Here is a 26,360-nt window from a genome sequence, read left to right as displayed (position 1 = left end):
GCGCTTGATATGCCATGACGGTCGTGGCGACCGGTATGCCGACTCGAGGCGGCCGTCGCGATGTCGTCGCACACGTCCCAGTAGCTCGACGCGTCGAGCGCCGACCGCCGCCACAGGAGCGACACGTCTTTTTGACAGCGCGGGGCAGGCTATTGTATGGATCCAAAGCGGGAGCTTACGAGCGTCGACCTCGCGGCCCTCGTCGGGGAACTCGGCGCCTACGAGGGCGCGAAGGTCGACAAGGCCTACCTCTACGGCGACGACCTGCTCCGATTGAAGATGCGCGACTTCGATCGTGGCCGGGTCGAGCTCATTCTCGAGGTCGGCGAGGTCAAGCGGGCCCACACGGTCGCCCAGGAGCGAGTGCCAGACGCCCCCGGCCGGCCGCCCCAGTTCGCGATGATGCTTCGCAATCGGCTCTCGGGCGCCGACTTCGCCGGTGTTTCCCAGTACGAGTTCGATCGCATCCTCGAGTTCGTCTTCGAACGCGAGGACGGGACGACCCGGATCATCGTCGAACTGTTCGGGCAGGGCAACGTCGCGGTCACGGACGGCGAGTACGAGGTGATCGACTCACTCGAGACGGTGCGGCTCAAATCGAGGACGGTCGTTCCGGGCTCGCGCTACGAGTTTCCCGACACGCGGACGAATCCGCTGACGATCTCGCGGGAGGCGTTCGGCCACGAGATGGAAGAGTCCGATACGGACGTCGTCCGCACGCTGGCGACCCAGCTCAACTTCGGCGGGCTCTACGGCGAGGAGATCTGTTCCCGCGCCGGCGTCGAGAAGGGGATGGACATCGGCGAGGCCGACGAGGACGTTTACGACCGTCTCTACGAGGCCATCGAACGCCTCGCGCTGGACATCCGCAACGCCAACTTCGAGCCGCGACTCTACCTCGAGCGCGAGAACGAGGATGGCGAGGACAGTAGCGACGATGGAGGGGCCGGCGAGGACGGTGACGACGATGCCAACGGCGACGACTCGAGTCCCGCCCGTGAGCGCGTCCTCGACGCGACGCCGTTCCCGCTCGAGGAACGCGCCGAGTACGCGGCCGAACCGTACGACACCTTCCTCTCGGCGCTCGACGACTACTTCTTCCGGCTCGAACTTGAGGACGAGGAAGAGCCCGACCCGACCGACCAGCGTCCTGATTTCGAGGAGGAGATCGCCAAGTACGAGCGGATCATCGAACAGCAACGGGGCGCGATCGAGGGCTTCGAGCAGGAAGCCGATGCGATGCGTGAGAACGCGGAGTTACTGTACGCCGAGTACGGGCTAGTCGACGACATCCTCTCGACTATCCAGGACGCTCGCGACCAGGATCGCCCGTGGGACGAGATCGAGGAGCGGTTCGAAGAAGGAAAAGAGCGCGGCATCGCGGCCGCCGAGGCGGTGATCGACGTCGACGGCAGCGAGGGGACGGTCACGGTCGACGTCGACGGCGAGTACATCGATCTCGTCGCCCACGACGGCGTCGAACAGAATGCCGATCGGCTCTACACCGAGGCCAAGCGCATCGCAGAGAAAAAAGAGGGCGCACTCGCGGCCATCGAGGACACTCGCGAGGACTTAGAAGACGCCAAACGCCGCCGCGACGAGTGGAAGGCCGACGACGGCGAGGACGACGACGAAGACGACGCGGACGACGAGAGCGCGGACCGCGACTGGTTGGCCGAGCCGTCCGTGCCGATCCGGGAGAACGAACCCTGGTACGACCGCTTTCGCTGGTTTCACACGAGCGACGGCTACCTCGTCATCGGCGGGCGTGACGCCGACCAGAACGAGGAACTGGTCAAGAAGTACCTCGAGCCGGGTGACAAGGTCCTACACACCCAGGCCCACGGCGGCCCCGTCACCGTGTTGAAAGCGACCGATCCCAGCGAGGCGTCCTCGTCGGACATCGAACTGCCGGACTCGAGCATCGCGGAGGCCGCCCAGTTCGCGGTTTCATACTCGTCGGTCTGGAAGGACGGGCGTTACGCGGGCGATGTCTATGCCGTCGACGCCGATCAGGTGACGAAGACGCCCGAGAGCGGGGAGTACTTGGAGAAGGGCGGCTTCGCCATTCGCGGCGACCGAACCTACTACCGCGACACGGCCGTCGGCGCGGTGGTCGGCATCCAGTGTGAACCCTATACCCGCGTGATTGGCGGGCCAGCCCCAGCTATCGAGGGCCAGGCGGAGACGACGATCGAACTCGAGCCCGGTCGCTACGCCCAGGCCGACGCGGCCAAACGCCTCTACAGACGATTCCGCGAGCGGTTCGCCGACGAGTCGTTCGTCCGGAAGATCGCCAGCCCCGACCGTATCCAGCACTTCATGCCGCCGGGGGGCAGTCGGATCGCGGACGACTAGTCGGCTTCGTAACCGCGAGCGTGATCGGTCGGTTCGCGACCCGAATCGGAATCGCGAGTCGGGCCCGTGATGGGGTCGCGAGTGGGCCTCGATGGGAGGCGCGAGCGCAGGTCGATCGACTCGCTGCCAAGCACCGCAAAGCCCGCGAAGATCGTCAGGAAGCCGACGACCGCCAGCGGCGCGATTGATTCGCCAAGCAGCGCCCAGCCCCCGACCGTCGAGACGGCCGGGACGACGTAGAACACCAGGTTTGCACGGATCGCACCGGTTTCGTCGAGCAGGGCGAAGTAGGCGACGTAGGCGAGCACGCCGGCGACGAGACTGACGTAGGCCAGGGAGACGACCGCGGCCGGCGTCCACTCGATCGCCGTCGCCGATTCGCCGGTGAGCCAGGAGAGGCCGTGGGAAAGCGCCGCCGCCAGCGGGAGCCCCCACGCGATGCGAACCGTACTCGAGAGCGTCGCGTCGACGCGGCGGATGAGCACGGCACCGAGGGCGGCACATGCCGCACCGGCGAAGAGGATCGCTCTGCCGAGGGCGTCGCCCCCGAGCAGTGTCGCGGGGTCGGGACTCACCACGAGGCCGACGCCAACGAGACCGAGCCCCATGCCGACGGCGCCGCGGGGAGAGAGTCGTTCCGAGGAAAGCAAAACCGCTGCGAAGACCGGCGTCAGAATCGGATTGAGGCTGAAGATGATCGCGCCGACCGCGCTGGTGGCGTACTGCTGGCCGATGAACAGCAAGGCGTTGGCCAGCCCGATCACGAGCACGCCCGTCGCGACGATTCCCAGCGCGTCACCAGCCGTCGAGGGACGGAGCTCCTCGCGGCACCGGGTCACCAACACGTATCCGATCAGGATGACGGCCGCGATATCGAAGCGCAACGCGACGAACAACAGGGGCGGAAAGTACTCGAGGCCGGCTTTCGCGGCGACGAACGTCCCGCCGAAGAACAGACTCGAGAGCCCGAAGAGCGCGATACTGCGACGCCCCATCATAGAGAAACACCACGAACAGCAAGCTGGAGGTCAGAATCCAAAATGTTTGGGCACTCGGTTCCGGAAATCATCGTAGTATCTAGTAGCGGATGCTCACCCATAGTTTCGTTCAGAAATTATTTCACGGTGAGAAACTCGAGTGGCGCAATCCACGTACGTAGCGGGGAGCGAAACGGCACACACTGTGAAATTATTTCAGGGGTCGAAAGCGGTATACGGCGGCGGGTGCTGTACAGCGTATGGAGTCGGCACTCGAGGAGATCGAGTTTCTCGCGCTCTCGGCGAACCGAGTGGAGGTGCTCAGGCTGCTGTCGGCGGATCGATACACACGCTCGGAGCTGGCCCACGAGACGGGGGCCTCACAGGCGACGCTCGGTCGTATTCTGGGTGATTTTGCCGATCGGGCCTGGATCAGGAGAGATGGCAGCCAGTACACGGCGACGGCGACGGGCGAACTCGTCGCGGCGGGGTTTACCGACCTCTTAGAGATCGTCGAAACCGAGGCGACGCTGCGAGGGATCGTCGACTATCTCCCGACGGAGACGCTGACGTTCGATCTTCGACGGCTCGCCGACGCGACGATCACGACGCCGACGCGGACCCGACCGAACGCACCGTTGGGTCGCCTGCTCGAGTTGCTCGGCGACGCCGAGGCGGTCCAGACGCTGTCACACGCGTTCAACGAGCAGACGCTTTCGGTCGTCCAGGAGCGGACGACCGATGGCCAGCAAACGTTTCGGGGCGTCTTCTCGCGGCCGGCCGTCGACGCCCTCGCCGAGGACCCCGAGCTTCGGGACCGGTTCGAGACGGTACTGGAGTCTGCGGATGCGACCGTCGGCGTCGTCGATTCGGTGCCGCTCGCGGTGATGGTCCTCGACGAGACGGTCTATCTCCTCTTGCGCGACGAGCAGGGCATCCTGCGAGCCTCGGTCGACACCGACGATCCCGCGGTTCGCTCGTGGGCGATCGAGACCATCGACGACTACTGGGCCGACGCCGACGCGCTCGCGGCCGCCGATGTTCGGTCGAACTAAGCCATCGTCGATCTAGTACCCTCCCAAGCGTCGACTGCTGGGTCGAACCGACACCCGCCAACTGGTTCGACCCAGCAGTGCAGGCTTGGGAAGCCACTAGGCGTGCTCAAAACGGCGGCGACGCGACGGTCGTCGGCTCGCTGTCGTCACAGCTGTACCAGTGGAAATAGGTGCTCTCCCGGTCGCGGTCTGCCGGCGCGTCGATCGTCTCGAGGGTCACAGACTCGTCGACGCGGTACATGTTGACGGTGACGAGGTCGTCGTCGTTGGCTTCGTTCCACTCGGTACAGAGTCGTTCGGCCAGGCGGTCGGCCGTTCCCGGCGGCTCGTCGGCGCTGACGCTGTTCATGTAGAATCGCTCGCGATAGGTGTCGTACTGTTTCTCGAGGCTGCCCTCGGGGCGCTCGAAGCTGAGTTCCCGGTCGTTGTAGACGTCGATCACCTCGCCGGATTCGGTCTCTGCGGGAAAGACGTAGTAGCGGTCGGTCGTCCGGGGTTGTGGGGCGAAGATTCGCCACTGGGTCTGGTGGGTGACGAACGCGTCCGCGCCGTCGGTTGTCGTCTCGACCGGGCCGGCGTCCGTCTCGACGATGCCGCCGGCCGACAGCGCCGACAGGATCGTGAGGGTAGCGAGCGTGACGACCCCCACCGCGAGCAGTATCTTGTAGGGGTTGGTGACGAGCCACGACCCGATTCCGAGCCACCGTTTCGGTCGTGGAATCACCTCGGCGACGCGCTCGAGGCCGGCCAGTCGCGACTCGAGGGCGGCAACTGGAACGCCTCCCCACCTCGCGACGGCCTCGAGGTCGGTCCAGAACGACGACTGGAGAAAGAGTAGCAGGCCGGCGATGGCGACGAAGGCGAACGCGCCGATCCGGACGGTGACCGCGAAAGCGAGGTGACCGGCCAGAAAGAGCCCGACGAACGCCGTTCGTGCCCGCCCGCGCAACAGGATCAAGAGCCACGCCCCGAGTAGCATGACAAACCACGTGAGCCCGCCGACCTGGAGCACGGTCGGGACCGAGCGTACGAGGTCGGCGAGCAGGAACGTCATATCGTCGAGCCCGAGCACCAGCACTGCTGCCTCCCCCGTCTGCCAGAGTTCAGACGTCGTCTTGTGGTAGCCGTTGACGACGTACATCGTCACCATCTGACCGAGGATCGCTGCCGACCCGAGCGTCGCGACGCTCGCCCTGGGCGGCCTGTCGCGGTGGACCGCATCGACCGACCAGCGCTCGCCGAGCGGGAGGAATATCGCCCAGAACAGCAGCCAGGCAAACAGCACGTCGGCGTAGCTCACCACGAGCGGATTCCGGAGGTCGAGCGAGACGACAAACACGACCGACACCACCGTCGCGATGCGGGTCCGGTAGCCGACGAGTAACGCCACCGCAACGAGTGCCTGCACCGCAAACAGCGCTGCGGTCACCGCCGGCTCCGTCGAGAGAAAGTAGACCGATACCCCGTTGACGTGCTCCATCCCGGTAGCTAGCGACTGGGGGACGAGGCCGTCTTCGGTGTAGAACTGCGAGAAGTTGCGCGACCGTAATCCGAGGTCGGCCAGTATCAACAGCGCGACGAGGATCCGAAAGAGTGCCAGCGACCGCGTCTCGACTCGCACGCACTCGCGAAGAACCGACCAGCCACTGCGGACGGCCGCGTTCGCACGCTCCCGGCTGGTCGACTGCATCTATCGGTGGCGGACACGGCTGGATGATAGGTGTTACTATCCGCACTATTCGGATCGCCCGGTGTCGCCCATTCGGTCGGCAAAATTCCAGCCGTAGACGGTCGACGGCGAGATCGTGATCGTCACCTCCGTTCGATCCTCTTTAAGGAGATTCGTCGCCAGTTCCGAATCAGTCCCTCCGAGATAGCGCTCGAGCAGCGCCCGGAGGACGGTCTTGTCGGGATCGGGGTCGATCGTCGCCGTTCCCCGGCCCCGGACGCCCCGATACGGCGGCCGGTTCGTCGACACTTCGAACGCGACATCGGGACTCTCGCGAAGGTAGGTTACGACCTTCGCATCCGCGTTGGTCGCACATTCGAGTACCCACTCGTCGTCGGTGTCGTCGGACTCGCGGTGGCGATACCACATCGAGAGCATCCACAACTCGCCCGCGGGCGTTCGACAGCCGAGCCGTATCGGGATCGGATCGTCGGTCAGAAAGTCCGCGATCTGTGCTCGAGACAGGGAGCCACTGACGTGCATACCACGACGTACGACTCCGGAGCGAATATATTGTTGCCCAACGATGCCCCCGGTCGCGACGCGAAGAGAACGAAGAGGTTCGAGGCTGGCGAATCGACTAGCAGTCGACGGACGGATCGCTCGTCGCCGAGGCGATCGCTTCGTCTTCGTAGTAGATCGTCGTCGTCACTTCGCCATCCGGCGCCTCGACCCAGAACGTCTCGGAACTGGTCATATCGTCGGGTACCGTCACCGCACTGAGTTCGCCGGTTTCGGCGACGTGATAGAAGAACGTCAGGTCGGTGTCGGTACCGTTGTGGATGTAGAACTTCGCCGCTCCTTCCAGCCGTTCGACGCACTCGGCGTTGAACGGAATCTGCCCGCGTGGCAGACACTCGACGTCAGTTCGGCTGTCTCGAGTAGCGATCACCTTGCCGTCGGCGATCAGCGAGACCGTCGCGTCACCGTCCGGCGCGGCGACGTGGATGTACGTCGCGCTCTCGGGCTCGACGAAGACCGAGCCCGCCCGATCCGTCCCCTCGACTGCGTACGCCGCTGCGACGGGCTTCTCGTTCGCGTTTCGGACCCGGAACCGCGCCATGTTCGTTTCCGAGTCGACACAGACGGGAGACAGCGAGAGTTTCTCGAGGTCGAGGTAGCCTGCCGAGTCGTAGCCGACCTGATACTCTGTCGCGCAGTCGTTGGGGTTCTGGACGGTCGCCTCGCCGATCGAGACCGAGAGGATCTTGTCGCCGGTGTTGTAAACGTGATCGTAGAACTGGAAGACGGTAAACGTCCAGGTGTACTGACTGCCGTAGACATCCGACCCGTACCGTCCGGATGGAGTGAGATCGTCCGCGGTGATCGTCCGCTGGACGTTCTCGATGCGTCCCTTCCGGCCGTTGTACGTTCGGATCCGAAGGTTCGCCAACGGTGCGTCGCCAACCTGGACGACCGGCGTCACGAGCGCCCCGCCGTCGTCGTCGTGTACCGGGAACGTCGCGTACCCGTTCTCGAGAGCGATTACGAGCGCGTCCTTTTCCTTGCCGCCGGCAGGCAGGGGGATGTGGCCGCCGCCGATCAGCGGCAGCTTATAATAGCCGTCGTACGGTCCCTCGGCCGGGAGCGTAATCGAACCGTCCTCGAGTTTTCCGAGTGGGACCCGAACGTAGCGGCTGCTGTCGACGATTTCGGTGTCGTTCTGGACGAGAATCTCGACGTAGTCGTCGGTCACCTCGCCGATCGGAATCTGGAGGAACGTGTTCGCGCCCGCGGTGGGGATCGTGATCGCGTCGTCGACGTCGCCGACCGTCGGCAGCGTCATGAACCCGTCTTTGGTCGTGATCGGGATCGCCACGGAGCCATCGGCTGTCGGATCGGCGTAACTGCCATCGAAGTGGACGGCCATCGTGTGACACGCGTCGAAGTCGATGCCGGCGACGCCGGGGATGCCGTCGCCGTTCGTGCCGTCCTTGTCGTCGCCGTGCTTCCCTTTCTTGTGCTTGCCGTCGTGTTTGTCGCCGTGGTGTTTCTTCTCACCGGCGCTGGCGCTGTTGATGCCGAGACCGGCACCACCGAGGAGCGCACCGGTCGCTGCGATACCTTTGAGACTCGTCCGCCTGGAAATGGGGTCGTCGTCTGTCATGGTCACCTCCGGCCAACGGCGCCGTGCCGTCGGGCCGGCGAGTATCGATCACTCCACCGAACGGACGTTTTGTAATCAGTGAGCTACCGGCGGACACGACAGTTCTAACGCGGTGAGCCTCGCGCGGCGATCACAGTCACGAGAAACGACCAGCACGGGGCATCTGTAGCGGGAGCGAAACCAGCGGCTAGGGTCTCGAGTGAGAGGCTTCTCCCCCAGAACGGCCGGGAAGCCTGGGCCTATGTCGGCGAGACCACACGCCCTCATGGACGTGTCGGGCGGACAACTGGATCGGGGTGTGTCGCCGATCGAGGAGGGCCGCAATCGACTGCCGATCGCTATACCGCTTTCGAGCGAACCGATAGGGATCCCGTACCGTCGGTACGAGCACCGTACTCGGCATCGAAACCGCGGTAACGGTCACCCACACGTGACTGTTGGCGGTCGTCGCTCTCGTGTGCGTGCCGAGGAACGCGTCGAAACGATTCTTGGACGCCCTCCAAACCGTCCGTGGTCGGTCTGATCCGGACCGCTGTCCGTCTCATACGGTTTACTGTAAGTCGTTACCGCCGAAACCGCGACCCGTCTGCGGTTTCGCCGGTAAATCGTTACAGCAATCCGTATCAGGCTGGCGCGTCGATCTCGACGTTCGGCCTGTTCCGGTGCTCGAGCGTCACCAGGTTGTACACCGGGGACCGCTGTGGATACTCCCGGACCATGGATCGCTCCTCGGCGGTGAGATCGCCGGTCACCGCGACGTCGATCTCGAGTTTTCGATGTCGATCCCCTCGCGAATCGCGTTGTAGACGATCGTCCCGTTGAGACACGCCGTGAGCCCCGCGAGCGCTCCTTCGATCGCCTCGTAGCGATCGGTCGGTTCGACGTACCCCATCGCCGCCTCGAGCTCCGGCGGAAGGCCGAACTCGAGCGTGTGGTTGCGCTCGGCGCCCATCTCCTCGCCGCCCAGCGCCCAGTCGCCGATCGTCGCCGTCGTGCGGTTGGCGACCGCTTCGGTGTCGCCGGTGGCGCGAAACTCGACCCTCGCCGCGTCCGGATTCGCGTCGACCCACTCGATGAACTCGTGGTGGTCGCCGGCGTCGACGCCGTGCTCGATGTCGCCCGTTCGGTGCGTTTCTGTGTGTTCCAGTTCGTCTGTCGTCATCATCGATCCCTCGAGTAGAGAGAGGTCGCTCGAGGTCTTAGGATCGTATTGCGTATTTCGGTACAGTCGTGAAAGCGGACGCAGCGTACGCCATCTCTGGACGAACGTCTACGGTTTACGGCGATAGTTGTCGTAGCCTCTCGTCGTGTTGAACTGCCGGCCAGAACCAGTACGAGAATTCGCTGCCCTCATCCGGCGAATGCTCTCCGGTGACTGTTACCCGCCAGTAGACGTATCGATCACGCGTTCAGGCCCCAGTCGACATCTTCCTCGACGATTTTACGCTTTCGCTCCGCTCGCTCGACCTTCGTCCGACCGACACGCTCGATGGCTTCCTTGCCGTCGAGTTCGCCGTCGAGGTACTGTGCGAGCACGAGGTCCTCCCACAGATCTTCGAGACCACGTTCGAGTGCCTGTTCGAACACTTCTGACTCTGGAAGGCCGCGAGCCTCCGCGATTTCTCGTACCCGGTCGGAAATTTCGGCGGCCATACCGTATGATTGCTCGGCAACGTTCTTCAATCCGAGTCTACCTGATCGGCGAGAGCCTGATTGAGGCCGATGTCTACTGTGGTCACAACCAGATCCCCAGAGACCTGTTCTCCCGTCAAAAATAGCGGCTTCGGCACTCAAATCTGGACGACTTACCAGTACGCCACTAAAACCACATAATATTACTTATTATTCTTCCCTTTCATCCCTGCGTCGGTCAGCAGTCGTCGCACCGTATTCCCGCCCACAAACCGTGGGATCTGCTCGGCATATTGTTCGTACTCGTGTCCGAACTGGTCACGCAACCACGGCTCTTCGGCAAACGGAAGCACGAACCACCAAACCAGCCAGACAGCACAGATCGGCACGACAAACGGCGCATCGGTGAATAGCACGTAGCCGATCGTAACCGGAATGTACCCGACGTACTGTGGATTCCGAGAATACCGATATAACCTATCCGTCCGCAGACCGTCCGTTATTCCCTGCGTCTGGGAAACGCCGAGGTCGGACGTCGCAACGATCACGATCGCGAACCCACCGACGAACAGTACCAGTCCGACCGGAAACGCCCACCAGGGAAGTCCGAGTTCTCCGAACTGGATGTAGGCCAGTCCGAGCAGCGCACCGTTGCTCACGTGTGCCAGTCCCCAGAACACGGTGAAGCGCCAGTCTTTCTCGCCGAGGGGATAGTATGATGTCCATCCACGGATGCTCGAGACGACGCCCGCGAGGTTCGCGAGCATCGCACCCAGTCCGGCTCCCAACAGCACCCACTCGAGTGTTTCTGTCATTGCTGGCCGTGTGTCGGTCCGGCGTTACCGAGGAGATTGCTTCTAGCTCGCTAGATTATTTATATAGCCACAACACAGTCACAATTGTGAAGTATCTCAGATTCTCCTTGCGACAGCCCGACTGGATGCTCCACCCAATGCAGCAGTTCATCCGCGAGCGCGATGTCGTCCAGTACGAAGAGCTGCTCTCGTGGAACATCGAGACGGGAAATGAAACGGAGTACGAACTCTTTTACGTCGAAGCGGACCGGGAACCCTACGAGGAGGCGATTGCATCGGTCGCGTCGATCCGGTGGTATCGGATCACCGAAATCGACGACGAGTCGTTTTATGTCTATCTTTGCCAGGAGACCCGACCCGAGGACAAAACCTGGCGTGAGGCCTACACGACACTCGATCTCGTCGTCCTGCCACCCATTATCTACGACAGCGACGCATCCTTCGAGATGACGCTCGTCGGGGCAGGTGACGATCTCCGGACGCTACTAGAAACACTACCCGACGATCTCGAGGTGACGGTCGATGCAATTGGCGAATTCGACCGCCGTCACAAGACAATCGCAACTGATTGCACAGAACGACAGTTCGAGGCACTCCAGGTCGCCGTCGAAACCGGCTACTACGACGTTCCACGGAACGGGACACTCGCGGATGTCGCCTACGAGCTCGACTGCGCCGAAGGGACGGCGTCACACTTACTCCGTCAGGGAGAAGCTGCTGTAATCAAAAGGTTGACACAGCGGTATCGGGCCACAAGTCGTTGCGGTGGATGATTCTACGGTAGGATTTGTACTGGTGAATCGAGCCCCTCGGCACTCACGACTCATAATCTCTCTACAGTTCAGTATGACTCGACCCGAACCCGAGCCTGCAGAAGTGCTCGATTTTCGCTGTGAGGACCGTTCTTCGTAGGTGTCTGACGTTCCTGCGTTCGTCTTCATCGCCGAACTCAGCACCGTAGTGGTTGCTGACCCCTGACCGGGGGCGATCTGTTGTCTCCTGCCCTACTCCACACACAAAACATACGATTTAATAAATGATTTAATATATATTTATATACTTATAGCCCCCTCCCTTCACTGAAACGTGATGAGTCAGAGTCGCCGTTCTTCGAAACTAATGAAGGATCGGACTGAGAGCAATACTGGAACGACGAGACGGCGGTTTCTCGCAGCGGGCGCTGGGGCGGCGCTCGCTGGGATGGCCGGTTGTCTCGGCCAGGTCGCCGGTCGGATGACCGATACCTCGGCCTCGCCTGCCGCGATGATTCCCGCAACGCTCACGGGCGGCGGTGTCGAGCAGTTGCAATCCGGCTTTCGCTCGCCCGGCAGCCGCGTGTTCGACGTGACCGACTTGCGGGCCCAGTCGGTGCCCGCCAGCATCAAAAGCAGCGGCGTGCTCTCGGCCAGCCTGGAACTCGACGGCTGGTCGGTCGATACCATACAGCCGGCAAATGACTACAACTCTGTCCGCTCGAACAAGCGTCGCAGTGCGGTCGGCATCGTTCCCGACGAGATCAACGGGGACGACCCGGACGAGGACGACGACGGGTTCGACGAACTCCGGGAGGCGCTGTACGCATATCTCGAGATCGAATCGGTCGCCGGCGAGAGCGTGGCCGTCTCGCTTCCGGATGCGGATATTCCGCGCGGGCCGGCTATCGCCGACGAAATTACACCCGAACGGATCTTCCAGTACATGACCAGCGACCAGCTGTGCGTCGAGCGCGAGGGGAGGGTGTACTGCTGGGGGAACAACTCCTTCAAAAGTGTACGCGACGGCGATATCGACGTGATGGCGTGGTCGTGGGGCGCGAACCGCGCTGAGTTACTCGTGCCCGAACGGAGCGACCGCTCGATTGTGGCCCGGACGCGTGGTTCGAGCGTCGTCGTCACCGTCCAGAACGACCCGCCAGAAGCCGGTCGCGAGAGCGGGTCCGGGATGGTCTCCAATGGTGGCTTTACTCCCGACTACGAGTGGGAGGACTCGACAGCGTCCGACGGGTGGGGCGAGGAGAGCGAATCGGGCGGTGTCACCGCGACGCCGGTGATCGTCGCGCCGGCGCTTGCGCTTCCCGAGGGTGCACCCATGCCGATTCCGGCGGTGGCATACGTCCGCCGTTGCAAGCACGAGGGCGAGTACATCTACACCGGCGGGTGGGTCATCGACGACGGCGCGCTCTACGAGGACTCGTGTACGCTGCTGACGCTTCAGGGGCCGAACGAGGTCGTTTCGTTCACCCCCGAGGACGTGGCCAGCACCGATGGCCAGCAGGCACTACTCCAGCGAATTCGCCGCGACACCCGCCACCGCCGCCGCGGGGCGTCACTCCACCGCGGCAACATCGACGAGGACTTGCTCGGTGCGCTCCCCGAGGAATTTCATTCGGATCAGGGCCGGCGTGAACTCTTCTCGCTCGTCGAGGAGACGTTACAGCAGAAAAATCGTGGCCGCAACCCCCAGACCGGCAAGGAAATCATGATTCCACTCCGTGATGGGCCGGCCAGCGACGACCACGACGTGATGAGCGGTGTGACGGTGGCGCTCGACTGTCCGCTCGTTCATCTCGTCGACGCCGACGACGATCAAAAGGCCGAAGCAACCGATATGTACCTCAAAATCGTCATGGTTGGGGAGGAGGACACGCGACGCGAATGACATCCTCTGGCCGTGAACAGAGCGGAGCAAAGCTCCGCAAGCTCTCGGGCTTCGCCCGACGACGCCGGGATTCTCTCGCTGTGTCAAGATAGAGTAGACATTTTCGACTGAACGGGGCCTCTGTCTACTGTGGCCACACCCAGATCCCCTCAGAGACGCGTTCTACCGTAAAAATGGCGGCCTCGGCACTCATAGGGCTCGTCACGACCGGATGCCGAGTCCGGCTCGGAAGGAGTGAATCGTCATTGGCCAGTGCCCCGTAGGGCCGTGGCTACAAAGACGGTTTTGACTCGAGATCACTGCAAAAACGACCGAATTACGACGATTGAGTGACCGAGATTGCGGCGTTGTACTTGTCGATGAGGTTCTGAAGTTTGTCGCTGCGGCGGTGCGAAAACGTCTGTGGCGCCCGCGAACTTGGCGGCTGTGTGACGGCCGACGTGGCTGTCGTTCGGGTCGGGGGTTGGCTGGGTGTCGATTCGGTCTCGGTCTGGGGCTGGAAGTGTCGTGTGCTCATGTCGGTCGGGTGTGGTCGCGTTGTCGGCAATCGGTACTCGTCGTCGGGGCGGCGTTAGGCTCGTACGTGTACGACCGACATCTGTGATTCCTGCTACTGGCTCCACATACATAAACGTTCATGATACATAATCCGAGCAACGCTCGAGGGTCGAAAATTATGTGATCGAGTAGCATAGTCCTGGACGGCAGAACGGCGGTGGACGGTCACGTGCACGCGATATTACTCCAAACTTGCCTGCAGATCCGCGACGGCGGCCTCGTAGGCCTCGTGGGCCGGCTCGAGGTCGATCGGCTTGGCGATCATGCCGAAGAAGCCGTGGATCATGTCGTCGTAGTGGTGGTGGCTGGTCGGGACGCCGGCGTCTGTCAAGCGCTCGGCGTAGGCCCCACCGTCGTCGCGAAGCGGATCGAAGCCCGCGGTGATGACGGTCGCGGGCGGCAGATCAGAGAGGTCGTCGGCGAGTCGGGGCATCGCGTAGATGTTGCCCTGGTCGATCTCGCGCTCGAAGTAGTGGCCGCGAAACCAGGCCATGTCCTCGGCGGTGAGGAAGTAGCCCTCGCCGTTTTCCTCGTAGGCGTCGGTCTGGGTAACGTCGCCGGTGCCGGGATAGACTAACAGCTGGTGGGCTACCGTCGGCCCGTCGCGGTCTCGAGCCAGTAGTGCGGTCGCCGCCGCGAGATTGCCGCCGGCGCTGTCACCGGCCAGCGCGATGCGGTCGGGGTCGGCCTCGAGGTCGGGTGCCGTCTCGCTGGCCCACTCGAGAGCGGCGTAACACTCGAGGAGCCCTTCGGGAAACGGCTGTTCGGGGGCGAGCCCGTAGTCGACGCTGACGACGGGGTAGCCGGTCTCGTCGGCCAGTTTTCGACAGGTGTTGTCGTGGGTCTCGATGCTGCCGATCACCCAGCCGCCGCCGTGGAAGTACACCAGAAGCGGCCGGTCCTCTCCGGCAGTGCCGGGGTCGTAGATTCTGATCGGGATCTCCCCGTAGGGGCCGTCGATCGTCCGATCCTCGACGGACTCGAGGTCGACGATCGGGTCGCCGCCGACGCGCATCTGTTCGAACATCTCGCGAGCGCGCGTCGGAGATACCTCGGTGAACTCGGGCGCGTCGAGTGATTCGTAGAGCTCGAGAAACGACTGTACGTCGGGATGGGGTTGGGGTGCCCTGTCAGGTGTCATCGGTAAATATTGTCTATCGATCGTGATAAAAACCTTCGCGATCCACCGGTCGCTGCAGTGGCGGCGGCCGGCTCGAGTCGTTTCACACCGCTTAATTTGGTGGGGCACGCCCGTACCGCCAATGGCAAATCAGCAGCTCATCGATGCCCTTCGGGCGGCCGATGCCGTTCGATTCGGGGAGTTCGAACTCTCACACGGGGGGACGAGTGAATACTACGTCGACAAGTACCTCTTCGAAACCGATCCCGCCTGTCTGGAGGCCGTCGCCGAGGCGTTCGCCCAGCGCGTCGGGCCGGACGACAAACTCGCGGGCGTCGCGCTGGGTGCCGTGCCGCTTGCGGCTGCGACCAGCGTCGCGGCCGAGGTTCCCTACGTCATCGCCCGGAAGCAACGCAAGGAGTACGGCACCGGGAACCTGATCGAAGGACGACTCGAGGAGGGCGAGGAAGTGATCGTGCTCGAAGATATCGTCACGACGGGGACGAGTTTAGTGGATGCGATCGAGGCGCTGCGGGAAGCGGGTGCGACGGTCGATCGGACGCTGGTCGTCGTCGACCGCGAGGAAGGCGGCCGCGAGAACGTCGAAGCCGCCGATGTCGAGATGGAAGCGTTAGTCACCGCAAGCGAGCTACTCGACGCTGCCGATCGATAGCGACCCACGGACGAGACAGTGGTTTCGCTCGTTCTCACTGTCCGAACAGCGTTCTCACTGTCCGGACAGTCACGAGTTGTTATACGTCAGTTCGTGGTTGCCGGCGATAGATGCCAGACTCGAGACTCACGCGTCGATCCATGCTCGCAGTCACGATGGCCGCAATCGCCGGCTGTACGAGCGGTGGCGACGATCCCGAGGAACTGCCACCGGACGCCGAAACTGGTGGTGACGAGAGCGAGCGGGACGCCGACGAACGCGAGATCCCCGACCGCGATATCGACGCCGACTGGGACGCCGCCGCGCCGTTTCGAACGTGGCTACTCGACAGCGATCCGGTCAGCGGCGGCAACCGACGCTTCGATTACACGGCCGTCTTTCCCGAAGGCGTCGACTTAGAACCCGTCCTGCCCGGCTTTTCGGACGTGACGATCGACGACGTCGACGGCCACCTGGTACAGGCGTTTACCCAGGTGTTTTTCGGGACGTTCGATGTCGACGCGATTACCGCCGACGCAGACCGTGACGACGATACCGAGATCACGGGGACGTACGGCGGCTATACTGTCGTCACCGAATCGCTTCCCGACGGTGAGCGGACGCTCGCGATCGGCCCGGAGGCCATCGTCATCGGCGACGACTACGAGGCACGAATCGACGCCCACCAAGGCGAACGCGACCGCCTCGAGGATGTCGACCCCGAGTTCACCCACCTGTTCCAACAGTTACCCCACACGGAGACCGTCACCGGAGAGTACGACGCACCCGCCGGCAGCAACGTCGACATCGACGAGATCTACCTCTGGGGCGTCTCGAGCGAGTCCCCGATGGCCGAGGAGATGACCTGGGTCTTCGTCTTCGAGAGCGCAGACGCACTGACTGACGACGCCCTCGAGACGCTCGAGGCCGTCTCGAGTGACGTGGCCAGCGCCGAGCGTGACGGACGGACGGCGACGATCGTCGGCACGCCGCCGGCGATGCCGGAGGACGCTCCAGGTGCTACCGACGGGACTTAGCCGTCCAGTAGCTATCGTTTCAGCAATCGATCGTGGGTCGATCTCGGTCGTCCGACGAGCGAGACCGACCGAAAACGGTCGGGACGATTTTGCTTGGTCGCCGCCGGCGACGGTGGCGACGGGACGACGATCACTCCTCGCCGTCGTCGACGATCACTTCGACCGGTTCGTCCGTCGTCTCCTCGTCGGTACCGGTCCCGGATCGTTCTTGCTGCCAGAGGAGCGCACCGGCGACGGCGACGACGACCCAGGAGCGCCAGTTGGCGAGATTCAGCGTATAGCCCACGCCGAACGGTTTCTCGACGAGCATCCCCTCACCGGGTTGCCAGTACGACGAGAGCATGCGGCTCAGCTGCGGGCGTTCGAAGTTGTACGGTACGCCGAGTATCTCACCGGATGTCGGTTTGTCTGCCATGGCCGGTGATACGTCCTCCCCTCCTAAGAGTATTGTGTGCTCGCTTCGCCCCTCGAAAAATCGTCCGTCGTCTGTTGTGGATCCGGCCGACGAGCGACGGTTAGGCCGGTGGTTCGGCTCGCACTCGAGGCAGATAGTCGTCGACCAAGTACACCTAACAATATGATATATTCACATACAAGTGAATGGTGTGGTATCCGGTTATACGGTTCATGTGTTCTATAGGGCTCATTTAGATCTATATCTGGAGAACACTTTCAATGTATGATATATTACTTAATTACAGAAGGCTTATACCGGGGTGCTCGGAAGCGGGGGGTACCTCACACCGGTCGTCGACCATCGGCGATTCGGTTGCGCTGGCGGCGGCGGACGCCGCTGTATCACACTCCGTCCACACGAACGACCACAGCACCTAGGATCAATGACACCAAACCGAACCTACCGCGAGTCGGGGCGTGCGCTCGTCCTGGCTACGATCGTAATTCTCTCCGTCGTCGCGACCGCGACGGCGTTTGCGGGCGCAGCGACGACGACCAACGACGTCACCTACACCGTCGACGGCGAGGAATCCTCCCTGCTCTATCAGGGACAGACAGTAGTCGTATCGGGCGACTTTCGAGACACTGCAGCGTACGACCTTCGCCAGGTGACCGCCAGCAGCGGTGGCACGGTCCAATCCAGCACCTACGTCGAAACGGTGACGACCGATGGCACCGGCCAGATCGAACTCGAGACGTCCGACCTCGCGGTCGGGCAGTACTACCTCGCCGAACCCGGCGATACGAGCCCCGTCACCGTCGGCGACACGTTCGAGGTTACGATCCAAACCATCCGCACGGCGCTCGAGGCCGATGCCGTCGCCAACGCCGGGCCGGACGCCACGACAGCCCTCGACATCGTCTCGAATCGCGGCTCGTACTCGCTGAACGTCAGCGCCGACGGCGACATCGATGCCGAGGAGCTGTTGGCTATCTTTGGCGACGAAGGCGAGTACGGCGACCTGCAGCCCCACACCGCCGCCGACCTCGACGGCGACACCGTCGGCGCGTTCGACGCGGGCGTCTACGACGAGAGCGAAGCCGATGCCGACGAGAAAATCGTCCTCGTCGATGTCGACGATCGTAAGGCGGAACTGGACTTCACTGGCGTCGACGACGACGCGTACGACCTCGCGTTCGAGGTCGTCGATTCCACGGCCGTCGACACCACCGCCGTCGACGTCGGCGAGATCGATCTCGATGCGTCGTTCGACCAGCACCACTACACGCAGTCGGCTGGCGACATCGTCGAGTTCACCGTCGACCTCGAGGACACCGACGACGCCTACGTCCAGTTCGGTGACGAGAACGCCGGCTACGTCGACGTCCTCTATCTCGCTGACGACACCGGCTCCGGCGACGTGACCGTCCAGGTCAACACCCGCACGGCAGGCGCTCCCGGCACGTCGACTGCGGACGCCTTCTACGCCGGGGACGATGTCGTTCAGAGCCTCGTCCACGACGGCGGCGACGAAGTCGAACAAGCCGCCTTCTACGACAGGGAGAGCGACTCGAGCGCCGAACTCGAGGGCGGGTTCAGCGAATACCTCGAGGAACTGGACCTCCTGAGCGACGGCGACGAGCCGGACGACCAACTCACGCGACCGCTCCAGCCGACGGCGTACGATCTGACCGTCTCCGCGACCGGCACCTTCGTCGTCGACGACGGCGAGTCCGACACCGACGACGAACTCGACCGGGCCACGCTCGATCTGACGCCGCCGAGCGTCGATGCCGTAACGACGTCCGTCGCGTCGTCCGACCGTGCCGACCGCCACGACCGGGACGAACTGCACGAATTCGCCATCGAACGTACCGAGATCGCCGAGGGTGATCGGCTGATCGTCGACGTCGACGCCAGCGGTCTCGTCGGTGCCGTACTCGCCGCGGGGGGTGACTGGGACGCCCTCGAGGACGGCTTCGCGGCCGACTCGCTGTCCGAACTGACCGCAAACGACGGCGAGGGTGTCTCTTTCCAGGTCGACGCCGCGGATCCGATCGGCAACCAGGGGCCCACCTCGCTCGTGCTCGAGGACGCCGATACCGAAGCTGTGTCGGTCTTCGCGGATACCGAGACGGGTGTGCTCTCGGTGGTCGTCGACACCAGCTCCAGTAGCGCCTTCGACGGCAGCCTCGAGGACGGCATGGAGTTCACCGCCACCCTCGCGTACGAGACCGACGACGACGAGCGTTACGCGTTCGGCGACGAGGCCTTCGACGGCGGCGCTGCTGGTGAAGCCGAGCCAGCATACCCGTACGCCGACGCCGACTCGGACGAGGCCGTCAGCACCGAATTCAGTCTCGTCGAACCCACCGTGAGCTTCGACGACCGCGACGCGAACGACGCCGTGGCACTCGAGGCCAGCGAGACCGTCGTGACTGGGGAGACCACCATCGCACCCGGCACGGTCGCCGAGGTCCGTCTCGAACACACCGACGGAAGCGACGAGGTCTTCCTGCAGACGGCAGCCACCACGGTCGGCGCCGACGGCGACTTCGAAACCGAACCCGTCGATCTGCGCGACCGCGAGGTCGACGGCGATGGCACACTCGCGTTCCGCGTCGACGGCGACACGATCGACGAGGCAGACGGCGTCTTCGTCGAGGCGATGGCCGACGGTGGCGAGCGGCTCGCCGAGCCTGACGACGGACTCCTCGTGGCCGACGACGAACCGGTCGAATCGGGCGACGATTAAGACGGTCTGTTCGGCTCCCAGGACGTGACCGTCGATCCCTCGAGTTGGAGCACCACAGCCTGGTGGCTCGAGCGCTCCCTCAGTGAGCGGTCAAATGCTTTCTGATTTGTTATTGAAAATAGACAAATTATTCCCGCAGTGAATATTCTGGAGGCCGAATATGGTGGATAGGAGATCTAGTTATGCCATCCTTACTCGTGCTATATCTGAACATTCATTGTAAGAAGAATGACTAAAACACAGAAGGCTTATGCCGAGGAGGGGGAAAGCGAGGGGTACCCCTACCCGGACGATCGACGCCGGCTGGCGCGGAGCCAGTCGGGCGTAACCGGGACTTACCCCCGTAGTACAGTCCGCCAACCAATCGAAACACGACACTAACACCATACAATGACACACGAACGAACGTATCGCGAGACGGGACGTGCACTCGTCCTGGCCGCGATGATGGTCTGTTCCGTCGTTGCCATGTCCGCAGCGTTTGCGGGTGGGGCGACAGCGAGCGACGAGGTCTCCTACACGGTCGACGGCGAGGACAGAACCCTGGTCTTTCAGGGCCAGACGGTAGTTGCATCGGGCGGCAGTGATGGCGGTATCGACGACGACGAAGTCTACGACCTCCGCGAGGTCACCGACACGAGCGGTGGCGAGGTCGATGGGACGAGTTTCGTCAGCGAACTGAACCCGGAGAACGGCGACATCGAAATCGAAACGGCGGATCTCGAGGACGGTAACTACTTCCTCGAGGGGCCCGGTATCGATACCAGTACCGTCGCCACGAGCGACACCTTCGAGGTCGTCACACAGGATCTCACCGTCGAACTCGAAGATGAGGCCGTCACCGACGGCGGTCAGGACGCCTTCACGGACCTCGATATCGACTCCAACCGCGGCACGTACTCGCTGAACGTCAGCGCCGACGGCGATCTCGACGACGAGGAGCTGTTTGGCATCTTCAGCGACGACGGCGAGTACGACGAGATCACCACCCAAGACGCCGACGAACTTGACGTCGGCGCGACCTACGGCGAGTTCAACGCGGGCGTCTACGACGAGGACGAAGACGACGCCGACGAGACGATCGTCCTCGTCGACCTCGACGACCGCGAACACGCGCTGAACTTCACCGACATCGACGACGGCGAGTACGACCTCGAGTTCGAGGTCGTCGACAGTGATGCCGCCGACAGCGTCTCCGTCGAGGTCGGTGCCGAAGATCTCGACGCCGAGTTCGACCAGAGCGTCTACACGCAGTCCGCCGGTGATGTCGTCGAGTTCACCATCGACCTCGAGGACACCGACGACGCCTACGTCCAGTTCGGCGACGAGGACGCCGGCTACGTCGACATCCTCTACGTCGAGGACGACAGCGACTCCGGCGACGTGACCGTCCAGGTCAACACCCGGACCGCAGGCGCGCCCAACACGGCCACCGAGGACGTCTTCCACAGCGAGGACGACATCGTCCAGAGCCTCGTCCACGACGGCGGCGACGAAGTCGAACAGGCCGCCTTCTACGACGATGCGGTCGACTCGAGTAACGCACTCGAGGGCGGGTTCAGCGAATACCTCGAGGAACTGGACCTCCTGAGCGACGGCGACGAGCCGGACGAACAGCTCACGCGACCGCTTCAGGCCGCTGACTACAACGTCGCCGTCAACGGCAACGAGAACTTCATCGTCGACGCCGACGGCGACTCCGAGCTCGACGACGAGCTCGCACTGGCCACGCTCGATCTGACGACGCCGACGATCGAGTCCGTGACCACCTCCACCGCACCGTCCGACGACGCCGACGAACACGAACTCGACGAACTCCGCGAGATCGCTACCGAACGCACCGAGATCGCCGCAGACGATCAGCTGATCGTCGCAGCCGAAACCGGCGGTCTCACCGGCGCCCTGCTCGCCCAGGAGGGTGACTGGGACGCTCTCGAGGACGGCTTCGCGGCCGACTCGCTGTACGAACTGACCGAAAACGACGGCGAAGGCATCTCCTTCGAGGTCGAGGCCGACGACGCGACGGGCAACCAGGATCCGACCACGCTGGTGCTCGAGAATGCCGATGACGACGACGTCTACGTGTTCGTCGACACCGACACCGGCGCTCTCTACGTCGTCGCCGACACCAGCTCCAGTAGCGCCTTCGACGGCAGCCTCGAGGACGGCATGGAGTTCACCGCCACCCTCGAGTACGAGACCGACGACGACGAGCGCTACGCCTTCGGCGACGGTGCCTTCGACGGCGGTGCCGACGGCGACGCCGAGGCGGCCTACCCGTACTTCGACGCCGACTCCGACGAGGCCGTCAGCACCGACGTCACCATCGTCGACCCCGCCGTGAGCTTCGACAACCTCGACGCGGACGAGACCGTCCAGCTCGAGGCCGGCGAGATCGTCGTCACGGGCGAAACCAACGTCGCACCCGGCACGACCGCCGACGTCCGCATCGGCCACGTCTCGGGCGCCGACAACACCTTCCTGCACACCGCAGACGCAGCGATCGACGCCGACGGCGTCTTCGAATCCAACGAGATCGATCTGAGCGACCGCGAGGTCGACGAGAACGCCACCCTCGAGTTCCGTGCTGGAGGCAGCACGATCGGCGATGCCGACGGCATCTTCGTCGACGCACTCGAGGACGACGACGCGGACGAGACAGATGACGAGCCCGAAGAGACCGACGACGAACCCGAGGAGACCGACGACGAGCCAGTCGAGACCGACGACGGCACGGACGACCCAGCCACGGGCGACGACAGCGTGCCCGGTTTCGGCGTCGCCGTCGCAGTCGTCGCACTGCTTGCCGCCGCGATGATTGCGCTCCGACGACAGTAGGAAGCGACCTCTCTCTCCGAGCCGGCATTCGGCTCACCCGATCGCGGTCGTTCTGTAACGGATAGGCGACCGTATGGAATTTCAAACTTAGAATATAAAGACAGTATTTCCACAATACATTTCAAAATATTGGCTATGCACGTTTATGATTGAACAAGTTAATAAGTACTCATTACCAACGCCGAAGCGGCGGGGACGGATGGGGTACCGCCCTGCTCTCCCGCGTTTCGCCTTCCCCGCCGTAGTGGGTAGGGGTACCAGGGCGACGTACCGTTAACCATCCGCCTTTCGACCACGCGTCTCTTGTCATTCCGTTCGCCGTCTTTGGGTTCCGGCTTCCGAGCAGGGGTTTACAGAATCGCAAGGCGAATGCCACGGGCCGTGATCTCGAGAGGGTTCACGTACGCGCGAGACAACTCCATAGTAGTTATCTCACCTACGATTATCTACTCCCGATCAACGCCACATCTAGGTCGTCGACGCGCTCGAAATGCTCGTCTCGCGTGACGACAGTCCCACCGGCCTCACGAACAACTCCCGCGATGAGCGTGTCGAGCGGTCCGATCGGTTCACCGGCGCTGTGAAGTTCGCTGTCGATTCGGGCGGCTTCTGCAGCGCCGTCGACGGTCAACGAAACGGGTTCGACCCAACCAAGATCGGACCGTGCTTGCTCGAGTCCGTCGTCGCCACGAGTTCGAACCGCACCGATAACCGTCTCGTGCAACGCCGGGGTCGGTGCGAACAGTGGCTCGCTCGCGTGCGATTGGATAAACTCGCCGACGTACGCTTTTCCCTCTAAGTAGTCAATCAAAATATTCGTATCAAGACCGTTCAGTCAGCCGTTTCTCGAGGTCGCGGTCGTACTCGTCACGGTAGTCGTCGACGGCGTTCCGTAGGTCGACATCAGCCCACGAGCCGAACCACTTCATCTTGTCCTCGTGCGCACCCGAGAGGCGCTGTACGACGTCGCTGAAGCTCTCGTCCTCCCGCTTGAGTGCTTTCAGGCTCTCGTAGGCCTTTTCGGTGAGACTAATCGTCGTCGCCATACATGCATGTACGTGCATTACTCACTTGAGCGTCGCGGTTCCTCGAGTCGATCTCGTGACGCTCTGGAGCGTACCCTGGCATCGGTTCGAACGGTTGCCCACCCATTCGCCGGCTGGCCTCGGATACCGGGTGCACGCTCGAGGACCTCATACGGTTTACTGTACGTCATTGCCGGCGCAACCGCCGCCCGGGTCGCGGTTGGCCGGTACATCGGTACAGCAATCCGTATCAGTCGTCGGTTCGCTCGAGGTCACTCGCGTCTATCTCTCCCTCGAGATACGCGAGTCCGCGATCGGTAATCCGGTAGTAGCCACGTTTGTCACTCGTTTTTTCGAGTAGAGACGCATCTGAAAGCACGTTCATCCGGCGAGAAATCGTATTCTGACTTCGATCGAGTACACCGAGCTCCTCGACAAGGTTGTACCAGACAGCAGTTGGTGGAAGCGATATTCGATGGCCCGTCTCGGTCTCGAGTTCCTGTAAGTACTCGAGGATAGCGTCGTCAGCCTCGTTCATCCAAGAGACACGGGCCCGCATACCCCGCACGTCGGCGGATTCGTGATTAACTGCACCGGATCGACCGCTTCTTAAGGTATATATCTCAAAAATGGAGTATATAAACTAATATTTAAGTGTCTGTAGAGGGCCTCTATTTTCAGGGACGCTATACGCCGATTTGGCTCTCCGAGACCAGAAATTGCGGCTCGGTGCTGGAAACACCAACTCCGCGGGAAACTCCCGTACCCACACGACGGAAGCCATGCCAACCGATGAGTTACGGGATCACGAACCTCCCGACAGCGCAGACGAGGCGTCTCGAGGCGACGACCACACTGCGATGGAGATGCAGCCGGACGGTGGCCTGGGGTATGCAGCGCGACTCGAGGCGATCGACCGGATCGCGGCGGCGTCGGTGACGGATCTCAAAACGACGGGCGCGATCGAGGGCGAGCACAGCGAACTCGTGGTTCATCTCGAGGCAATTCGGACGGCGGTCGAGGCCGCCAAGCAGACGGTGCCCGACGCGGCGAGCGACGACGAGATTCGAGCGGTACTCCGTCGGGGACTCGGCACGACGACGTGTCTCGGTCCCGAGCCGGCGGCGTTCGATCGAGTGCGTGGCGACGACGCGGTGGACGACGAGTGACGGGACGTGTCTCCGTGGGGAACTCGAGGCTCTTGTAACCAGACTGTCGAACTCGCCGATCGTGTTCGGGAGACAGTTGGAAGCCAAACGAACCAATTTTGTGAGTTCTACAAAGTGAACGATTCGCGTACGTCGAGGCCGTACAGAGACTGGGCTATGTTGGGTATTCCACCAACACGTATGCTGTTGGGCGCAATACCAACAAATAGGGATCGCCGGATACACAGTCATCTATGAACACCGATACCTCGAACAAGGTCTCATCGAGAAAGTCAACGTCGGCTACGCAACCGACGTCGAGACCTATCCGTCCGGTGTCCGGTACTCGATGCATATCGGCACGCTCGAGGGACTGACACTGCTCCGGTACGATAACGCTCACGAAGCGACGAACGGGCACGAGAAGCACACTGCTACCGGCGAGACGACCATCGACTTCCCCGGCGTCGGGCCATTGTTGGTGGAGTTCGACGCCGAAGCGGATGTCTACTGGGGCGAACTCGAGAACGCTGACGGGCCAGAACGCCCGTCTGAACCGTCGCTGGCCATCCACACAACCCACACACCCATGCCATCCACACTCCACATCACCGTCGGCGACCGCGAATCGGCTCGCGAGGACGCACTCGAGGTCGCTCGGGCGATCGACAGTGCTGACTCGCCGGACGATATCGGCGAGTCGATGCCCGACCACCTCGACGGGCGATCCGTCTTGCAGTTTGGCAGTTACGACGACCTCCACGAGCACCTCTCACCGCTGCGGCTCGAACTCATCCAGGCGATCGTCGAGACGGAACCGTCGAGCATCCGCGAGGCAGCTCGTCTCGTCGATCGGGACGTCTCCGACGTCCACGCGGATCTCCAGCGACTCGAGATGCTCGAGGTCGTTGCGTTCGAAGACGGCGGCCGTGGCGGCGCGACGATCCCGATCGTCCCTTACGAGCGCATCGAGATGCACATCGAGTATCCACTCGTGGACGACGACGTCGATACCGACGCTGCTGCCAGTGCCGATTGACGAGTCCGTCGAGTCGGTCGGGTGCGTCGTGATCTGCACTCGGGCGACTCTCGATGGGCCACACCATTGGTCCAGTTGTACTCGCTCGGCGACGACTCTCTTCGTGGCGACAGCAGGTGATCGGAGACGATTTCGCCACCATCCGACCCAGTGTTTATAGGCTGAACAGGCGCAATACCACGTCGTTCACGGCGTGGATACGCGCCGTCACCCTGGGAAACGTACCGCCATTCAAACGCCTTCCCCGAGTTTCCAACGGTTGCGTTTAAGTGACAGGCCGCCCTACACTGATGTAGGAATTGGTCGGAACGGAGCGGATTCCGAACCGTCCTTCGGAGGCGGCCTGTCCGCCCACGTAACGAGGCAGTATCCGAAAGGGTAGTCGGTGAACGCACATGCTCGAAGCGTGTGTCTGTGCCGACTGCTCAAAGCGAGCAAGACGATACCCCCGACTCTGCTG

The 26,360-nt window shown here is 62.8% G+C and carries 23 protein-coding genes and 1 pseudogene; 11 read left to right on the top strand and 13 right to left on the bottom strand.

From position 1 onward, the window contains the following. Positions 1 to 156 precede the first annotated feature (156 nt). Positions 157 to 2,358 (top strand): ribosome rescue protein RqcH, encoded by a 2,202-nt coding sequence (rqcH, locus tag D8Y22_RS06920; RefSeq protein WP_141463982.1) that lies wholly within the window; start codon positions 157 to 159, stop codon positions 2,356 to 2,358. Here the strand turns inward: rqcH and D8Y22_RS06915 are convergent. Continuing rightward, the gene (locus D8Y22_RS06915) at positions 2,355 to 3,356 is read right to left on the bottom strand and encodes a DMT family transporter (RefSeq protein WP_141463981.1); all 1,002 of its coding nucleotides are present in this window, start codon (positions 3,354 to 3,356) and stop codon (positions 2,355 to 2,357) included. The two genes, rqcH and D8Y22_RS06915, sit on opposite strands and share 4 nt — an antisense overlap. Positions 3,357 to 3,595: 239 nt before the next feature. Here D8Y22_RS06915 and D8Y22_RS06910 point away from each other — a divergent pair, with 239 nt between their 5' ends. Beyond that, positions 3,596 to 4,390, top strand: a complete 795-nt coding sequence (locus D8Y22_RS06910) for a helix-turn-helix transcriptional regulator (RefSeq protein ID WP_141463980.1) — start codon at positions 3,596 to 3,598, stop codon at positions 4,388 to 4,390. Positions 4,391 to 4,496: 106 nt separating this feature from the next. On the opposite strand, the gene D8Y22_RS06905 is transcribed toward D8Y22_RS06910, so the two are convergent. From D8Y22_RS06905 to D8Y22_RS06880, 7 genes are all read right to left on the bottom strand, one after another. Beyond that, positions 4,497 to 6,080, bottom strand: a complete 1,584-nt coding sequence (locus D8Y22_RS06905) for an HTTM domain-containing protein (RefSeq protein WP_141463979.1) — start codon at positions 6,078 to 6,080, stop codon at positions 4,497 to 4,499. Positions 6,081 to 6,125: 45 nt separating this feature from the next. Then, positions 6,126 to 6,602 carry a pyridoxamine 5'-phosphate oxidase family protein gene (locus D8Y22_RS06900; RefSeq protein WP_141463978.1) on the bottom strand — a complete coding sequence of 159 codons (477 nt, stop codon included), beginning with the start codon at positions 6,600 to 6,602 and terminating at the stop codon, positions 6,126 to 6,128. A gap of 97 nt (positions 6,603 to 6,699) precedes the next feature. Next, the gene (locus tag D8Y22_RS06895) at positions 6,700 to 8,226 is read right to left on the bottom strand and encodes a hypothetical protein (protein WP_141463977.1); all 1,527 of its coding nucleotides are present in this window, start codon (positions 8,224 to 8,226) and stop codon (positions 6,700 to 6,702) included. A 623-nt stretch (positions 8,227 to 8,849) separates the two neighbouring features. Continuing rightward, the gene (locus tag D8Y22_RS23120; RefSeq protein WP_281282381.1) at positions 8,850 to 8,978 is read right to left on the bottom strand and encodes a hypothetical protein; all 129 of its coding nucleotides are present in this window, start codon (positions 8,976 to 8,978) and stop codon (positions 8,850 to 8,852) included. Continuing rightward, positions 8,975 to 9,391, bottom strand: a complete 417-nt coding sequence (locus D8Y22_RS06890) for a hypothetical protein (RefSeq protein WP_246084371.1) — start codon at positions 9,389 to 9,391, stop codon at positions 8,975 to 8,977. The genes D8Y22_RS23120 and D8Y22_RS06890 overlap by 4 nt, the downstream gene beginning before the upstream one ends. Positions 9,392 to 9,627: 236 nt before the next feature. After that, positions 9,628 to 9,879: a hypothetical protein gene (locus tag D8Y22_RS06885; RefSeq protein ID WP_141463976.1), complete on the bottom strand. Its 252-nt coding sequence runs from the start codon at positions 9,877 to 9,879 to the stop codon at positions 9,628 to 9,630. 182 nt (positions 9,880 to 10,061) lie between these two features. Beyond that, the gene (locus D8Y22_RS06880) at positions 10,062 to 10,673 is read right to left on the bottom strand and encodes a methyltransferase family protein (RefSeq protein WP_141463975.1); all 612 of its coding nucleotides are present in this window, start codon (positions 10,671 to 10,673) and stop codon (positions 10,062 to 10,064) included. 137 nt (positions 10,674 to 10,810) lie between these two features. On the opposite strand from D8Y22_RS06880, the gene D8Y22_RS06875 reads away from it, so the two are divergent. Together D8Y22_RS06875 and D8Y22_RS06870 are read left to right on the top strand one after the other, a co-directional pair. After that, a complete protein-coding gene (locus tag D8Y22_RS06875; RefSeq protein WP_394348194.1) occupies positions 10,811 to 11,446 on the top strand; it encodes a helix-turn-helix domain-containing protein in 636 nt (211 codons plus the stop codon). Positions 11,447 to 11,792: 346 nt separating this feature from the next. Next, positions 11,793 to 13,331, top strand: a complete 1,539-nt coding sequence (locus tag D8Y22_RS06870; protein ID WP_141463973.1) for a hypothetical protein — start codon at positions 11,793 to 11,795, stop codon at positions 13,329 to 13,331. A 739-nt stretch (positions 13,332 to 14,070) separates the two neighbouring features. Here D8Y22_RS06870 and D8Y22_RS06860 read toward each other — a convergent pair. Continuing rightward, entirely contained in the window at positions 14,071 to 15,030 is a 960-nt protein-coding gene (locus tag D8Y22_RS06860) for an alpha/beta hydrolase (protein ID WP_141463971.1), read from the bottom strand. A 121-nt stretch (positions 15,031 to 15,151) separates the two neighbouring features. On the opposite strand from D8Y22_RS06860, the gene pyrE reads away from it, so the two are divergent. Next, positions 15,152 to 15,682 (top strand): orotate phosphoribosyltransferase, encoded by a 531-nt coding sequence (pyrE, locus tag D8Y22_RS06855; protein WP_141463970.1) that lies wholly within the window; start codon positions 15,152 to 15,154, stop codon positions 15,680 to 15,682. 110 nt (positions 15,683 to 15,792) lie between these two features. Continuing rightward, on the top strand, positions 15,793 to 16,698 hold the full coding sequence (locus D8Y22_RS06850) for a hypothetical protein (RefSeq protein WP_141463969.1): 906 nt from the start codon (positions 15,793 to 15,795) through the stop codon (positions 16,696 to 16,698). Between the two features lie 130 nt (positions 16,699 to 16,828). Here the strand turns inward: D8Y22_RS06850 and D8Y22_RS06845 are convergent, their stop codons facing one another. Further along, positions 16,829 to 17,113: a DUF5808 domain-containing protein gene (locus tag D8Y22_RS06845; RefSeq protein ID WP_141463968.1), complete on the bottom strand. Its 285-nt coding sequence runs from the start codon at positions 17,111 to 17,113 to the stop codon at positions 16,829 to 16,831. A 424-nt stretch (positions 17,114 to 17,537) separates the two neighbouring features. Here D8Y22_RS06845 and D8Y22_RS06840 point away from each other — a divergent pair, with 424 nt between their 5' ends. Both D8Y22_RS06840 and D8Y22_RS06835 read left to right on the top strand, forming a co-directional pair. Further along, complete coding sequence (locus tag D8Y22_RS06840) at positions 17,538 to 19,850, top strand: BGTF surface domain-containing protein (RefSeq protein ID WP_141463967.1); 2,313 nt, start codon at positions 17,538 to 17,540, stop codon at positions 19,848 to 19,850. A gap of 390 nt (positions 19,851 to 20,240) precedes the next feature. Further along, positions 20,241 to 22,688, top strand: coding sequence for a DUF7827 domain-containing protein (locus D8Y22_RS06835; RefSeq protein WP_141463966.1), 2,448 nt, complete (start codon positions 20,241 to 20,243; stop codon positions 22,686 to 22,688). Between the two features lie 442 nt (positions 22,689 to 23,130). Here the strand turns inward: D8Y22_RS06835 and D8Y22_RS06830 are convergent, their stop codons facing one another. The 3 genes from D8Y22_RS06830 to D8Y22_RS06820 form a co-directional block, all read right to left on the bottom strand. Then, on the bottom strand, positions 23,131 to 23,499 hold the full coding sequence (locus D8Y22_RS06830; protein WP_217350866.1) for a type II toxin-antitoxin system VapC family toxin: 369 nt from the start codon (positions 23,497 to 23,499) through the stop codon (positions 23,131 to 23,133). Between the two features lie 10 nt (positions 23,500 to 23,509). Further along, positions 23,510 to 23,734: an antitoxin VapB family protein gene (locus D8Y22_RS06825; RefSeq protein WP_141463964.1), complete on the bottom strand. Its 225-nt coding sequence runs from the start codon at positions 23,732 to 23,734 to the stop codon at positions 23,510 to 23,512. A gap of 229 nt (positions 23,735 to 23,963) precedes the next feature. Further along, positions 23,964 to 24,251: a transcriptional regulator gene (locus tag D8Y22_RS06820; protein ID WP_394348193.1), complete on the bottom strand. Its 288-nt coding sequence runs from the start codon at positions 24,249 to 24,251 to the stop codon at positions 23,964 to 23,966. A 244-nt stretch (positions 24,252 to 24,495) separates the two neighbouring features. On the opposite strand from D8Y22_RS06820, the gene D8Y22_RS06815 reads away from it, so the two are divergent. The 3 genes and pseudogenes from D8Y22_RS06815 (at position 24,496) to D8Y22_RS23325 (ending at position 25,900) form a co-directional block, all read left to right on the top strand. Next, the gene (locus D8Y22_RS06815) at positions 24,496 to 24,882 is read left to right on the top strand and encodes a hypothetical protein (RefSeq protein ID WP_141463962.1); all 387 of its coding nucleotides are present in this window, start codon (positions 24,496 to 24,498) and stop codon (positions 24,880 to 24,882) included. 121 nt (positions 24,883 to 25,003) lie between these two features. Continuing rightward, a pseudogene (locus tag D8Y22_RS23330) lies at positions 25,004 to 25,348 on the top strand (toxin-antitoxin system TumE family protein); the annotation flags it as partial. A gap of 102 nt (positions 25,349 to 25,450) precedes the next feature. Further along, complete coding sequence (locus D8Y22_RS23325) at positions 25,451 to 25,900, top strand: HVO_A0114 family putative DNA-binding protein (RefSeq protein WP_141464020.1); 450 nt, start codon at positions 25,451 to 25,453, stop codon at positions 25,898 to 25,900. The last annotated feature ends 460 nt before the right edge of the window (positions 25,901 to 26,360 follow it).

Origin of the sequence: Salinadaptatus halalkaliphilus (assembly GCF_006543045.1) — an archaeon.
Classification (GTDB): domain Archaea; phylum Halobacteriota; class Halobacteria; order Halobacteriales; family Natrialbaceae; genus Salinadaptatus; species Salinadaptatus halalkaliphilus.
Note: the sequence above shows the minus strand (reverse complement) of the source record. Positions and strands in the feature narration are given on the sequence as shown.

Coding starts and splice junctions, on each gene's coding strand:
- rqcH (WP_141463982.1), top strand. CDS start 157: ATGGATCCAAAGCGGGAGCTTACGAGCGTCGACCTCGCGGCCCTCGTC.
- D8Y22_RS06915 (WP_141463981.1), bottom strand. CDS start 3,356: ATGATGGGGCGTCGCAGTATCGCGCTCTTCGGGCTCTCGAGTCTGTTC.
- D8Y22_RS06910 (WP_141463980.1), top strand. CDS start 3,596: ATGGAGTCGGCACTCGAGGAGATCGAGTTTCTCGCGCTCTCGGCGAAC.
- D8Y22_RS06905 (WP_141463979.1), bottom strand. CDS start 6,080: ATGCAGTCGACCAGCCGGGAGCGTGCGAACGCGGCCGTCCGCAGTGGC.
- D8Y22_RS06900 (WP_141463978.1), bottom strand. CDS start 6,602: ATGCACGTCAGTGGCTCCCTGTCTCGAGCACAGATCGCGGACTTTCTG.
- D8Y22_RS06895 (WP_141463977.1), bottom strand. CDS start 8,226: ATGACAGACGACGACCCCATTTCCAGGCGGACGAGTCTCAAAGGTATC.
- D8Y22_RS06890 (WP_246084371.1), bottom strand. CDS start 9,391: ATGATGACGACAGACGAACTGGAACACACAGAAACGCACCGAACGGGC.
- D8Y22_RS06885 (WP_141463976.1), bottom strand. CDS start 9,879: ATGGCCGCCGAAATTTCCGACCGGGTACGAGAAATCGCGGAGGCTCGC.
- D8Y22_RS06880 (WP_141463975.1), bottom strand. CDS start 10,673: ATGACAGAAACACTCGAGTGGGTGCTGTTGGGAGCCGGACTGGGTGCG.
- D8Y22_RS06875 (WP_394348194.1), top strand. CDS start 10,811: ATGCAGCAGTTCATCCGCGAGCGCGATGTCGTCCAGTACGAAGAGCTG.
- D8Y22_RS06870 (WP_141463973.1), top strand. CDS start 11,793: ATGAAGGATCGGACTGAGAGCAATACTGGAACGACGAGACGGCGGTTT.
- D8Y22_RS06860 (WP_141463971.1), bottom strand. CDS start 15,030: ATGACACCTGACAGGGCACCCCAACCCCATCCCGACGTACAGTCGTTT.
- pyrE (WP_141463970.1), top strand. CDS start 15,152: ATGGCAAATCAGCAGCTCATCGATGCCCTTCGGGCGGCCGATGCCGTT.
- D8Y22_RS06850 (WP_141463969.1), top strand. CDS start 15,793: ATGCCAGACTCGAGACTCACGCGTCGATCCATGCTCGCAGTCACGATG.
- D8Y22_RS06845 (WP_141463968.1), bottom strand. CDS start 17,113: ATGGCAGACAAACCGACATCCGGTGAGATACTCGGCGTACCGTACAAC.
- D8Y22_RS06840 (WP_141463967.1), top strand. CDS start 17,538: ATGACACCAAACCGAACCTACCGCGAGTCGGGGCGTGCGCTCGTCCTG.
- D8Y22_RS06835 (WP_141463966.1), top strand. CDS start 20,241: ATGACACACGAACGAACGTATCGCGAGACGGGACGTGCACTCGTCCTG.
- D8Y22_RS06825 (WP_141463964.1), bottom strand. CDS start 23,734: ATGGCGACGACGATTAGTCTCACCGAAAAGGCCTACGAGAGCCTGAAA.
- D8Y22_RS06820 (WP_394348193.1), bottom strand. CDS start 24,251: ATGAACGAGGCTGACGACGCTATCCTCGAGTACTTACAGGAACTCGAG.
- D8Y22_RS06815 (WP_141463962.1), top strand. CDS start 24,496: ATGCCAACCGATGAGTTACGGGATCACGAACCTCCCGACAGCGCAGAC.
- D8Y22_RS23325 (WP_141464020.1), top strand. CDS start 25,451: ATGCCATCCACACTCCACATCACCGTCGGCGACCGCGAATCGGCTCGC.